Genomic DNA, 12525 nt, shown 5'->3' with positions numbered 1-12525 from the left:
GCGCCCCGCACGACTGCAGCTGGCCAGGCCACCGCCGTCCCGCCCCGTCCGGGCGCCCGGACGGGTGCAACGGTTGCACGAAGAAGGGCGGCTGTCGATTCGCCCCGCGTGCGCCTGGCGCCACCGTGCGGAGATCCCATGCCCAACCCATTCCGTCCCGAGTACCCGACGAACGCCGTTCGGCCGGTGCACCCGCCGGCCGCCTACATCGGCGGCAAGCGCCACTTGGCCGACCGCCTGGCGCAGCGGATCGACCACGCGCCGCACGTGACCTTTGCCGAGGTCTTCCTGGGCATGGGCGGCGTCTTCCTGCGCCGCACGCGGCGGCCGCGGGCGGAGGTCGTCAACGACTGGAGCCAGGACGTCGCGACGCTGTTCCGCGTCCTGCAGCGCCACTACGTGCCCTTCCTGGACACGATCAAGTGGCAGATCACGGGGCGCGGCGAGTTCGAGCGCCTGGTCGCGACCGACCCGGAGACCCTGACCGACCTGGAGCGCTCGGCGCGCTTCCTCTACCTGCAGCGCACGGCCTACGGCGGCAAGGTCACCGGGCGGACCTTCGGGGTCGACGTCCGCGAGGCCGGCCGCTTCAACGTCACCCGCCTGCAGCCGATCCTGGAGGCGATCCACGAGCGGCTCGCCGGCGTCGTGATCGAGCGGCTGCCCTGGGCCGACTTCCTGGTGCGCTACGACGCGCCGGGCACCCTGTTCTATCTCGACCCGCCCTATTGGGGCAGCGAGGGCGACTACGGGCGCGAGCTCTTCGGCCGCGCGGACTTCGCGCCGCTGGTCGAGCAGCTCGGCCGGCTCAAGGGCCGGTGGATCCTCTCGATCAACGCCACGCCCGAGACGCGGGCGCTGTTCGCCGACTTCGAGCTCGAGACCGTCGAGACCCGCTACTCGATCGCGCGGGAGTCCAACGACCAGGTCGCGGAGCTGATCGTCTACGGGCCACGGCCCTGGCGCCGGGAGATCCAGGCCGGCGCCTTGCCATTGGAGGGAGGGGGATGACGGAACGGCAAGATCGTCTGCCGGCGGCGCTGTGGTGGGGCGTGGCGGCCGCCTGGCGGCGCCTGGCGGAGTCGGCGGACTTTGCCCTCGGCGTCCAGGACGCGGACGGCCTGGCGCCGCCGCGGACGGAAGTCGGGCTGGCCTACGAGCTGGGGCGGGCCGCGCTGTTCGAGGGCGACGTCGGGCAGCGCCAGGCCCTGGTGCTCGCCTGCTGCGGCCGCCTAAACCTCTGGAAGAGGGACGTCCGCCGCGCGGCGATCAGGCGGGTCAGCCGGCCGCGGGTGCGAGTGACCGCCCCGTCGCCCGGCCGGCCGGCGCGTCTGGTCGGGGTCGCCTTCCGGCTGCAGCGGGAGGTGGCGCTGTGGTGAGCGGGAACAAGGCAGCCGGCCTGGCTAAGGGGGTCTCCCTGACCCCATTAGCCGGCGGTCGAGCGGTGGCGAAAGGCGCGGGACCGCTGGCACCGGCCCCGGCCGGCGGCGGCGCAGCAGGGCTCGAGGCTGGCCGTACGGGGGTCAGGGAGACCCCCTTAGTAGAGGGCGCACGGCCGTGAGCGTCTATGCGCTGGGGACGGTGCTGCAGCAGTGCTTCGGGCTCAACCCGACGCAGAAGATGATACTGGTCGCCATGGCCGACTGCGCCGACACCGAGGAGGGCAACATCTTCCCCTCGGTCGCGACGCTGGCGCTGCGCACGGGCTATTCCGAGGAAACAGTCAAGCGGGTGCGGCGCGACCTCCGCGTCGAGCAGGTCCTGGTGCGCGACGCCGAGGGCGGCCAGGGGCCGGGCTCGACGGCGACCTACCGGATCGACATAGACCGGCTGCTCGCCGTCCACGGCGCGCCCAAAGAGGGCAGCGTGCAGGCGCGCGTGCTGGCCGAGATGGCGACGCGGGGGCGACAACCACGCTTGTGTTCAGGCCACCCGCTACTAGCAAATAAGGGTGTCGCTGGTGACACCCTTAGCGGCGAAAAGGGTGTCGCTGGTGACACCCTTAGCCCGGATAAGGGTGTCAGCGACTCGGATAAGGGTGTCGCTGGTGACACCCAAACCCTCAGTAAGAACCAAGAGATAAACCCGGGCGCGTGCGAAGCCCTTCCAGTCGCCGCGGCTGGCGGCGGCGACAAGCAACAAGCTTGTGGGGCGGTCTGCGCCCCGCCGGGCGGCGTCGGCGACGGCGGCGAGGACGGCGGGTCGCTCGGCAGGGCGGCGACGGCGGCGCGGGTCGATCCCAGCTCCCTGCGCCAGCGCTGGCTGGGCCGCCTCGGCGAGATCCAGCGCGCCCTCGGGGACCCGGCGCGCTTCGCCGCCTGGGTCGCGCCGTTGATCCCCTGGCAGGAAACGCCCTCCGACTTCCCCGACGTCGAGCTGCTGCTGCTGCGGGCGCCGAGCCTGTGGCACGCCGAGCAGCTGCGCGCCTCGCAAGCCCGACTGCTGCAGGTGGTCGAGCGGGTGTGGGGCGGCCCGGTCGAGGTCCGGCCGCCGGGCGCGCTGGGCGGCGAGGGGCTGCCGCGGGAGCGGCACGAGGCGATGAAGGCCGACGCCCTGGCGGCGGCCGGGCCGTCGCCGCCAGGGACCAAGCCGGGGACGAAGCCGGCCGGGCCGGCCGAACGCGGTTCGGCGGGGCGCCAGGGGTCGGCACGGGGGATGGCGGGGCGGCGATGAGCGCGGTTCCGAGGCAGGCAAGCGAGCGAGGGGTGCGATGACGACGACGGCGGAGAAGCGGAAGCGTCGCGAGGCGAGGACGGCCCGGCGCCGCGAGGAGGCCGAGCTGCAGGACGATCCGGCGCGGCCCGGGATCGAGGCGCGGCGCCAGACCCTGGTGCTCGATGCCAAGGCGCGCGGCACCTGGTCGCCGGCGCTGGAGCGGAAGCTGGTGCCGCTGTGGGAGCGCGTCGACGCCGAGCGCGTCGAGCGGCGCAAGCGGGCGAGCCGGGCCGAGCGGGAGGCGGCACTGGAGCGCGGTCTCGGCCTCGAGCGGCGGGACGGGGTGGTCGTCTCGCGCGCTGGCCTCGACGGGCCGACGGACGAGCGGGCGGCCCTGACGGTCGAGGGCGAGGCAGCCGTCGATCCGCCGGCCGGCGGCCGGCCGGCACGGGCGCTCGACATCCTCGACGCCTGGGAGCGGCAGGGCGCGATCGGCCGGCCGGCGGCCGACGCGGCCCGGCGCTTCCGCGAGGACTTCCAGCTCGGCGGCCTGCTCGCGCTGAAGGCGGTCGACCCCAACGCGGTCGGCGGCGGCGGGATAAAGGACCTGCCGGGCGGCATCGAGGAGCGGCGGCGGGCGCTCCGGATCATCGATCGGCTCGGCGGCATGACCTCGCCGGCGGGGATGGCGTTCTGGCACGTGCTCGGCTGCGAGGCGACGCTGGAGGAGGCGGCGCGGCGGATGCCGGGGCCGATCGCCTGGGACCGCGACATGATTCGCGCCGCCGCACTGGCGGGCATCGGGATGCTCGGCGCGCGCTAGCGGAGTAGAGCCCTGCAGGGCCCGCCATGCCGGCTGCGGGGAATAGGCGGCACCTGTGGAGGGATAGACGCTGCGGCCCTACCGGGGCGCCCTGATTGCCGGGGTCATCCATAGCCCTGTGACTTCAGGGCCCTGATTACGAGCTCGGCGTTGGAAGCACGATGAGCGGGCTGCCTGTTCCCTGGCGCTCCCGAATGAGTACCTCGCGGTCGAGCTCGTCGCGGTCCACCGGATCGCTCTCGGCCCACTCCAGCAGGCGGTCGGGCTCGTCGATGACGGGCTCGAGCGGCAGGTCGTAGACGAAGTGCATGTAGATGAGCGACCGCGCGATGTCGCCCCGAGCGGTGTCCGTCGGCTCGATGAAGGCCTGGCGGGTGCCGTAGGTGCGCTCGAAGTCGGGACAGAACTCGGCGAAGGTCGGATTGTTGGTGCCCTCGCCTTCGAGCAGGCCGTAAGGGTGATTGCTGCGGCTCGAGTTGATACGGCCGCTCGCCGGCCAGAGGTTGTGCATGTCCGAGATGGCGGCGAGGCAGGTGTCTTCCCGGGCGACCGCGTCTGCCTCGGGCGTTTTGCAGCCGCGGTCCTCGAAGCCGAGGGCCTCGGCGATCCGGTCCGCCGGATAGACGTGCTCCCAGGTGAGGATTCCACTGTCGATTCGACGGGCGGCGGCCTCGTCGGCCGTGAACTCGATGCGGCAGTAGAGCTCGACGCCACCGTCGACGTAGAGCGCCCACAGTTCGTCCCTGACGCGCGAGCCGTAGCCGGTGAAGGCAGTCTGCGGTGCAGGCCATGGAAGTTCAGCCAGGGCTGGCCAAGTCAGCTCGCGTGCGTCGTCCTGCCGGTGCGCGGCGCTCTCCGGAGCGGACGTTGCGGGCACGCGCGCGCCCTGCTCAGCGGGTGCGCAGGCAAACGCAGCCAGCGAGACCAGGATGAGAACGAGTCTGCTCATGCGCCTGCGCGCCCCCTTTGCGGAAAGGGGTGACTGTGTCGCGGCAGATCGAGCTTCGCAACGTGCGATCAGCCGGATTCGAAGTTCGGTCAGGGCCGGCCAGGGGGTTGACACGGCGCGGGCGCGAAGTGCATGCAATCAATCAGTCGTCAGATCTGCGCCCGGCCGGGGAGACCCGCGCCGGGCGCCGTCGTTTCGGCCCGCCGCGGATCCGACGATCCCTTCCCGGCCGGCCCGGCCCGAGCCCGCCGTCTCTCTCTCCGCCTTCCGCCCGTCCAGCGGGTCCTTCCCGGCCCGAAAACATAAACGGGTCGGATGCGCGTTTTGTGTCGCTAGATGGCGGCTCAAGAGGGAGCCTCAAAAAACTCAAGAGGGGGGATCAAATGGCGCTCCTCTCGGACTTGAGCCCTCAAGTTCTCGGCAAGTCGGACTACGCCCGGCGGATCGGGGTCGACCCCTCGCGGATCACGCAGCTGATCAAGGACGGGCGGCTGCGGCCGGCGCTCCGGGGCGAGGGGCGTAGCGCCAAGATCGCCGTCGAGGAGGCGGACCGGATCCTGGGGCGGTCGCTGGACATGGTCCAGGCGACGGTCAACGGGCGGGCCCGGATCGAGGCGCCGGCGGAAGAGGCGGAGGAGGCGCCAGCGTCGGGCAAGGCGGTCTCGCACAAGAGCCAGTATGAGCTCGAGCGGCTGCGCACCCTGCAGTACGACAACGCCCGCAAGTTCCGCGAGGAGGAGGCGGCGAAGGGCCGCTACCTGCTGAGTGAGCAGGCGCGCCGGGCCCAGGCCAAGGAGCTGGGCGACCTGGTCGCCGCCTTCGAAAGCTTCCTGCTGGAGCATGCGGCGAGCGAGGCGCGCCAGGCCGAGCAGGACGACGCCGCGGCGGTGACCCGGGCCCGGCAGGCATTCCGCGCCTGGCGCGAGCGGCTGTCGGCGCAGGCGAGCGCCGAGGCCGAGGCGCTGCCGGCGCTGGTCGAGGATCCGGACTGGCAGGATCCGGAAGAGGACGAGGCCGACGACGCCGGGGGCGACGACGATGCCGCTTGACGGCGCCTGGCTGGCCAACCCGGCGCGCGCCGCGAAGCAGGTCCTGGCCGAGGTCCTGGCGCCGCCGCCGCCCGTCGACTACGTCTCCTGGGCGGCGCGCCACGTGCGCTTCGGCGCCGAGAGTCCCTTTCCCGGTCCCTACGACCCGGGCCGGCACCCGTGGGAGCGCTTCATCCTGGAGGCGCTGTCGCCGGACGATCCCTGCCGCGAGGTCACCGAGAAGAAGTCGGCGCAGATCGGTGGCACAATCGTCGCGCTGATCTTCACGGTCGGCAGCCAGGACCTCGACCCCGGGCCGTTCCTCTACACCCACCCGACCGCGAACAACGCGGTGCGCTGGAGCCGGACCAAGTTCACCGCTTTCCTGGACCATGCCCGGCCCGGCCTGCTGGCGACCCGCTCGCGCGACGGCGCCGCCTCGGCGACCCTGAAGGCCCGCTCGGACGGGCGCGGCTTCGTGGCGATCGCCGGCGCCAACTCGGCGGCGACGCTGTCGGAGATCTCGGTCTCGAAGCAGGTCCAGGACGACCTGGCCAAGTGGCCGGACGACAACGAAGCCGGCGACCCCGAGGGCCAGGCGAACAGCCGGAGCGGTGCCTTCCGCTTCGCCAAGATCCTCAAGGTCGGCACGCCGGGCATCTGGCCGGGCTGCCGCGTCACGCGCTCCTACCTGGCGGGCACCCAGGAGCAGCTGCACCTGGCGTGTCCGCACTGCGGCCACGAGCACCCGCTCGAGTGGGCGAACCTGGAGCCCTACATCGATCCGGCCGATCCGGATTCGGCCCACTTCGTCTGCCCGGACTGCGGCGGGGCGATCGAGCACCGGCACCTGGCCGGCATGCTGGCCAAGGTCGGGCCGCACTCGATGGTGGCGCGCAACCCGAAGGCGCGGCAGCGCAGCTTCTACGTCTGGGCGGCATACGCGCCCAGCACGACCTGGGCCGAGATCGCCCGCAAGTGGCTGGCCGCCAAGGGCGAGCCGCTGAGCGAGCGGGTGTTCTTCAACGACGTCCTCGGCCTCGCCTACGAGGTCAGCGGCGAGGCGCCGGACTACAGCCGGATCCAGGAGCGGGCCGACGACGTCGAGACCGGCTACCAGCCGGGCCTGGTGCCGATGGGCGGCCTGCTGCTGGTGCTGGCCATCGACGTCCAGGGCGACCGCGTCGAGGTCCACGTCAAGGCCTTCGGGCGCGACGGCCGGCGCTGGACCGTCGAGTACAAGATCGTCCCGGGCTTCATCGCCGAGGAGCGGGTCCGCGCCGAGCTCGATTCGCTGCTCGCAAGCCGCTGGCGCTGCCAAGCGGACGGGCAGCTCGGCGTCGACCTTCTGGCGATCGACGGCAACGCCTACACTGAGGACGTCTGGGCCTGGGTCAAGGGCAAGCCGCGCAGCAAGGTCGTCATGGTCCGCGGCCACCGCAGCGACCTGGCGCCGCCGATCCAGAAGGTCGGCAGCGACCGCGCCGCCTCGGACCGCAAGCGCCGCAAGGCCTGGCACCCGCGCACCTTCAACGTCGGCACGGCGGGCCTGAAAATGCAGCTCTACAAGGCGCTAGAGCGCGACGAGCCGCTGGCGCGCGGCTACTGCGGCTACCCGCGTGGCCTGCCCGAGGACTTCTATCGCCAGCTGACCGCGGAGCGGCGAGTCAAGGTCCGCACCCGCGACGGCTCGGAGCGCTGGCAATGGGTCAAGACCGAGAGTCAGCGCAACGAGGTGTTGGACACAGAGGTCTACGCGGCCGCTGCGGCGATCTACCTGGGGTGGTCGCGCTACACCGAGTCCCAGTGGGACGATCTCGAGACCCAGCGCTTCCCGCACGGGCCGGACGGGCCGCCGAGCGACCTTGAGGACCTGATGCATGCCGCGGCGATCCCGGCTAGATCGGCCGAACCACGTTCGGCGCCAGCGTCACCCGAATTGCCGAAGCGCGCGCGACGGTTGGCCCAGCTAAACAAGGCGAGCGATTGAAGCTTCGCTGGTTGGATGAAGAAGGGCCTGTCCGAATACCGACGGCGTCGCTTGTCGAGGTGGCGCCGCCCTTGGACTGGCGCCTAGCCGTACGAAACGCTAGGTGGATCTGCTTCGTCGTGAGAAGTGTGGAGCCCGCACATACCCAGCGGCCGACCCATTTGAGAACACGCGCGGATTCGGGCGAATCTGAAAGGCTGAAGCCCACCTGCGGGGAACCGGCAATACCCTGTTTAGAGATACGATTTTTTGCATGGGCCGTGCTTTTTCTTCTTCAGTGGCTAGCCGGTAGCGGCGGCCCTCATAAGCCAGATCTCGACCGGCGTCGTCTCTAACAAATGCCGCAAGCGCCGCATTGTTGTCAGGTCGAAGTTCCTTACCCTCTTTCACGGCATCAAGAAGAAGATGACGGCTCGACCAATTTGAGAAGTATACATTCTTGTGAGCATTAAGTATCTGAAGGTCGTTGATTGCCCGAACTTCTTGGTCGTTTCTCAAAGTCTTATAGATTTCATGCCTTCCCGGACAAACATAGGTAGCGCCATCATAGAGGCACATTTCCATGGTCGGAGAGAGAGGCAGAAAAAGCATGGCCCCAGACGAGGCGAAGCCGAAGTTATGGCTTTGACACTGCCGCCACAGCCACATGTTGGCCACGACCGCGGGATTATCTGAGGTCACGAATTCTGTCCGGCTTTTATTCCTGAATATGCATAACTTCAGGTCGCGGATGTAATCGAAGCAACTAAATGCGATTGAAAGCGCGCTCAACGATGCTTGCCAGTTCGCCCTGTGTGGGGGCCTATACTGCGCCCAGTCGCCCACGAACGTAAGGTCATGACCCCCAGCGATGGCAGTTTGGGTGAAATGAACCATTGCCTCTGTCCGGCAGAATTGCACAAGAGCAAACAATCGCAATAGTTCTATGTCATCGCCCTTCGGCGTTTCACCGGCGGTGAGTTTCTGGATTATTACACCATATCTTGTTTCCAAGAATCCTAAGCTGGTGTCGATCCTATCGTCGGGCCCGTAGAAATAATTACTAGAGCATTGTCCTTTGCATGAGGCGCCCTCAACAAAAAGCTCACGCTCAATATTTATTAGATGAATACTCTTGCCCCTGCCTTCTACCGAGAACGGCTTAAGGTGTGCCTTCGGAACAAAATGGTGATTCTTATTTCTCGCCATCGACGGCCCGTCACTCCGATTGAGACTGAGCAGACACCCGCAGCCTCGCAGATCATCCGGTGAGGTCTGCCGGCCGCCCCGGCGGTCCTTCAACCTTACCGGGCTATTCCTACTAGAAGGAGGCCGCCCATGGCCACTGTCGTGGAGCGCCTGGCGGAGGCCGAGGCGAAGCTACACGACCTCGAGCTCGGCCAGGCCGAGGTCGAGGTGCGCGACGCCGACGGGCGCAGCGTGCGCTACACGCCGGCGACGGCGGCGCACTTGCGCGCCTACATCGCGCAGCTGCGCCGGGAGGCCGGCGGCGCGCGCCGCGGCCGCGCCATCGGGTTCCGCTTCTGATGGCCACCTCCGGTTCCGCGCGCCTGGTTCATCCGACGACCGGCCAGCCGCTGGGCGGCGGGCCGGTCGGCCGGCCGCGCGCCTCGCTGGCCGAGGGCCGCTACGGGCCCTACGACGCGGCCGACCCGGCGAGCCAGGAGCTGGGCTCCTGGCAGCCCGGCAGCTACACGATCGACGGCGCCCTGGAGGGTGCGCGGCAGCGCCTGGGCAACCGGGTCGACGACCTGGTGCGCAACGACGGCTGGGCGGCCGGCACGGTCTCGGCCTTCATCAACTCGGTGGTCGGCGCCACCTTCCGCTTCTCGTCCAAGCCGAACCGCCGGGTGCTCGGCCTGTCGATCGAGGAGGCCGACCGCCTCGGCCGGCAGATCGAGACCATCTGGAACGAGATCGCCTTCGGGCCTGGGCAGTGGCTCGACGCCGGCCGCCGGATGGACGGCGCCGGCCTGGTCGCGCTCAACGTCCGCCACCGCCTGATCGACGGCGACTGGTTCCAGCGCGTCGCCTGGCGCGACCGGCGCGACTATCCGGCCGCGCCCTGGCGGACCTGCATCCAGACGATCCATCCGGAGCGGGTCTCCAACCCCTTCGACGCCGGCGACGAGCTCTATCGCCGCGGCGGCGTCGAGCTCGACGGGCTGGGCGCCGCCGTCGGCTTCCACGTCCGCCACGTGCACCCGGGCGACGAGGGCCTGGTCGGCGCCGAGCTGGGCTGGGCCTACGTCGCCCGCGAGCTGCCCTGGGGACGGCCGCAGATGCTGCAGGGCTTCCGCGTCGAGGAGGCGGGGCAGGCGCGCGGCGTCAGCCCCTTCGCCCCGGTCCTCAAGCGGCTGAAGATGAACAGCCGTTACGAGGCCTACGAGATGCAGGCCGCCGTCGCCAACGCGGTCCTGGCCGCCTTCATCGAGAGCTCGCTGCCGGCCGAGGTCGTGGCCGAGGCGCTGGAGGACAAGAGCGCCGCCTCGCTCAACACGCTCGACGACTACCGCGCCGGCTACTACGAGGCCGCGCCGATCCGTCTCAACGGCATCCGCATGCCGGTGCTGCCGACCGGCGACCGCGTCAACTTCCCGACCTCCAGCCGGCCGAACAAGGAAGCCAGCAACTTCGTCGGCCTCGGCCTGCGCAACCTGGCGGCGGCGACCGGGCTCAACCCGAGCCAGATCAGCCGCGACTACAGCCAGACCAACTACAGCAGCGAGCGGGCCGCCATGCTGGAGGCCGGCAAGACGATCGCCTGGGAGCTGGCGACGCAGGGGCGCCTCTTCGGGACGCCGGTGCTGCTGGCCGTGCTCGAGGAAGCAATCGAAGCGGGGCGGGTCGAGCTGCCGAGGGGCGCGCCCGGCCTGTACGAGGCGCCGGGCGCCTACCTGGCCGGCCGCTGGCTGGGCGCGCCGCGCGGCTGGGTCGACCCGACCAAGGAAGCCGGGGCGAGCCAGATCCGCATGGACGCCGGGCTGTCGACGCTGGAGGCCGAGACGGCCGAGCAGGGCCTGGACTGGCAGGAGGTCCTCGAGCAGCAGGCGCTCGAGCAGCGCGAGCGCGAGCGTCTCGGCCTGCCGGCGCCCGGCGAGGTCACGGTGCGCGAGCAGGCGAGCCAGGAGGACGGCGGCGGGGCCTTCGAGTACCGCCGCGGCGGCGACCCGTCCGGGAGCGGCCAGGGGCGTCGGCCGCAGGGCCGCTCCCGGATCCCGAACAGTCCGGCGCGCCGGCGCGGCTGATCACCTCACCCTCCCACGGCCTGGCGGCCGCGGGCCCCGCCCTCTCCCCGAAGCGGAGAGGGGCAAGCGCGGAGCATCGAAAATGACGGCTACCCAGCTGCGGCGCGTGGCGTCGCGGATCTTCGACCGGCCGCAGCTGATCGAGCCGGGTACCGGCCGGCGCGTGGTCGAGGCGCTCGACGGGCGGCTCGGGCCGGCGTCGTTCGACCTGTCGGGGCTCGACCAATCGGGAGTCGGGGCCGAGCTGCAGGTCGAGCGGCCGGCGCCGGGCTCGACGCGCGAGCGCGACCGGCGGGCGAGGCGGCGCGACGCCCTGCTCGGCGCGCTCCGCGCGAGCGCCTGGGAGGATGACGACTGCCTGCGCGAGCCGGAGGAGCGGCCGCGCAAGCCCTTCGCCTTCGACGCCGGCAGCGGCATGGCCGTCGTGCCGGTCGAGGGCGAACTGGTGCACCGCTTCGGCCACCTCGACCCCTACAGCGGGATGACCGGCTACGACGGGCTGATCCGTAAGTTCCGGGCCTGCCGCACCGACGAGGAGGTCGCCGGCGTGCTGGTCGACGGCGACAGCCCGGGCGGCGAGGTCGCCGGCTGCGAGGCCTGCGCCGAGGAGCTGCGGCGTCTGGCGGCCGAAAAGCCGGTCTGGTGGATCGCCAACGAGATGACCTGCTCGGCGGCCTACTGGCTGGCGAGCGCGGCACACCAGATCGTGGCGCCGCCGGCGGCGCAGATCGGCTCGATCGGCGTGCTGCTCATGCACGTCGACATGAGCGCCTGGCTCGATGCGGCGGGCCTCAAGGTGACCTTCATCCAGGCCGGCGCCCACAAGGTCGACGGCAACCCCTACGCGCCGCTGCCGGACGCGGTGCGGGCCGACCTGCAGGCCGAGATCCTGAAGCTCTACGGCCGCTTCGTCGGCGCCGTGGCGACCAACCGCAAACTCCCCGAGGCCCAGGTGCGCGGCACCGAGGCGCGGGTCTACCTAGCCGAGGACGCGCTGGAGGCGGGGCTGATCGATGCCGTTGCCTTCCCGCTCGACGCGGCCGCCGAGTTCGCCCGCCAGCTGATCGCCGAACGCGGTTCGGCCTGACGCCCGGGCGCATCCCCGCCGGCAGCCCGCCGGCACCCCCAAGCTGAGAGAGGTAAGCGCAATGAGCATCCTTCAGACGCTCGGCCTCCGCGGCGGCCAGCGGGCCGAGGCGGAGAGCGACGCCGAGACGGCCGCGGCCACGGACGACGAGACCGACGCCCAGGGCAAGGGCAAGGACAAGGACAAGGCCGAGGGGGCGGACGCCGAGGCCGAGGGCCGGGCCGAGAACGACGAGGAGGAGATGGCCGACGACGAGGACGAGGAGGAAGCCGCGGCCGAGGAGGACGAGGAGACGGCCGCCGCCGCTGCCAAGGTCCGCCAGGCCGAGGCCAAGGTGCCGAAGGCGTCGCGTCGCGCGGCGCGGACCTATGCCGCCGCCTGTGTCGCCGCCGCCCATGCCCGCGCGGCGAGCGTGCTGTCCAGCAAGGCGGCGCGGGGCCGCGAGACGATGGCCCTGACGCTGGTCTGCGACACCAGCCTGACGGTGGCCCAGGCCGTGAAGCGGCTGGAGGCGATGCCGAAGGCCGGCGCCAGCCTGGCCGATCGGATCGAGGGCGCCGGTCCCGGCGCGCTCGGCCCGGGCGGGCGCCTCAAGGGCGCGGCCGCCGACGCCGGCGGCTGGGACTCGGCCTTCGAGGCGGCCAACGCCGCCGCGGGCGTGGCGCGCAAGTAGCGGCCCGGCCGGACACCTCACCCTCCCGCGCTGGCGCGCGGGCCCCTCCCTCTCCCCTGAAGCGGAGAGGGG

Annotated in this window: 12 protein-coding genes; 10 read left to right on the top strand and 2 right to left on the bottom strand. The window is 71.1% G+C overall.

All coding sequences use genetic code 11. The annotated features are described in order from the left end of the window. The first annotated feature begins 138 nt into the window (after positions 1–138). The 4 genes from WD341_RS06160 to WD341_RS06145 all read left to right on the top strand — a co-directional run bounded on the left by WD341_RS06160 (position 139) and on the right by WD341_RS06145 (position 3478). Positions 139–1011, top strand: coding sequence for a DNA adenine methylase (locus WD341_RS06160; RefSeq protein WP_368424557.1), 873 nt, complete (start codon positions 139–141; stop codon positions 1009–1011). After that, positions 1008–1379 carry a hypothetical protein gene (locus WD341_RS06155; RefSeq protein ID WP_368424556.1) on the top strand — a complete coding sequence of 124 codons (372 nt, stop codon included), beginning with the start codon at positions 1008–1010 and terminating at the stop codon, positions 1377–1379. The genes WD341_RS06160 and WD341_RS06155 overlap by 4 nt, the downstream gene beginning before the upstream one ends. Positions 1380–1557: 178 nt before the next feature. Further along, positions 1558–2673, top strand: coding sequence for a helix-turn-helix domain-containing protein (locus WD341_RS06150; RefSeq protein WP_368424555.1), 1116 nt, complete (start codon positions 1558–1560; stop codon positions 2671–2673). Positions 2674–2710: 37 nt separating this feature from the next. Continuing rightward, the gene (locus WD341_RS06145) at positions 2711–3478 is read left to right on the top strand and encodes a hypothetical protein (RefSeq protein ID WP_368424554.1); all 768 of its coding nucleotides are present in this window, start codon (positions 2711–2713) and stop codon (positions 3476–3478) included. Between the two features lie 136 nt (positions 3479–3614). Here WD341_RS06145 and WD341_RS06140 read toward each other — a convergent pair whose 3' ends face one another. Further along, positions 3615–4427: an endonuclease gene (locus WD341_RS06140; protein WP_368424553.1), complete on the bottom strand. Its 813-nt coding sequence runs from the start codon at positions 4425–4427 to the stop codon at positions 3615–3617. Between the two features lie 383 nt (positions 4428–4810). On the opposite strand from WD341_RS06140, the gene WD341_RS06135 reads away from it, so the two are divergent. Further along, complete coding sequence (locus WD341_RS06135; protein WP_368424552.1) at positions 4811–5476, top strand: hypothetical protein; 666 nt, start codon at positions 4811–4813, stop codon at positions 5474–5476. Next, a complete protein-coding gene (locus WD341_RS06130) occupies positions 5466–7445 on the top strand; it encodes a phage terminase large subunit family protein (RefSeq protein WP_368424551.1) in 1980 nt (659 codons plus the stop codon). Before WD341_RS06135 ends, WD341_RS06130 begins: the two co-directional genes overlap by 11 nt. 99 nt (positions 7446–7544) lie before the next feature. On the opposite strand, the gene WD341_RS06125 is transcribed toward WD341_RS06130, so the two are convergent. Next, on the bottom strand, positions 7545–8633 hold the full coding sequence (locus WD341_RS06125) for a DUF4238 domain-containing protein (RefSeq protein WP_368424550.1): 1089 nt from the start codon (positions 8631–8633) through the stop codon (positions 7545–7547). A gap of 129 nt (positions 8634–8762) precedes the next feature. On the opposite strand from WD341_RS06125, the gene gpW reads away from it, so the two are divergent. From gpW to WD341_RS06105, 4 genes are all read left to right on the top strand, one after another. Beyond that, positions 8763–8972, top strand: coding sequence for a gpW family head-tail joining protein (gene gpW, locus WD341_RS06120; RefSeq protein WP_368424549.1), 210 nt, complete (start codon positions 8763–8765; stop codon positions 8970–8972). Further along, positions 8972–10693, top strand: coding sequence for a phage portal protein (locus tag WD341_RS06115; RefSeq protein WP_368424548.1), 1722 nt, complete (start codon positions 8972–8974; stop codon positions 10691–10693). Before gpW ends, WD341_RS06115 begins: the two co-directional genes overlap by 1 nt. Positions 10694–10775: 82 nt before the next feature. Beyond that, positions 10776–11780 carry a S49 family peptidase gene (locus WD341_RS06110; RefSeq protein ID WP_368424547.1) on the top strand — a complete coding sequence of 335 codons (1005 nt, stop codon included), beginning with the start codon at positions 10776–10778 and terminating at the stop codon, positions 11778–11780. A 61-nt stretch (positions 11781–11841) separates the two neighbouring features. Then, positions 11842–12453 (top strand): hypothetical protein, encoded by a 612-nt coding sequence (locus WD341_RS06105; protein WP_368424546.1) that lies wholly within the window; start codon positions 11842–11844, stop codon positions 12451–12453. Positions 12454–12525 lie beyond the last annotated feature (72 nt).

It is taken from the genome of Tistlia sp. (genome assembly GCF_040905785.1).
In the GTDB taxonomy this organism is placed as follows: domain Bacteria; phylum Pseudomonadota; class Alphaproteobacteria; order Kiloniellales; family DSM-21159; genus Tistlia.
Note: the sequence above shows the minus strand (reverse complement) of the source record. Positions and strands in the feature narration are given on the sequence as shown.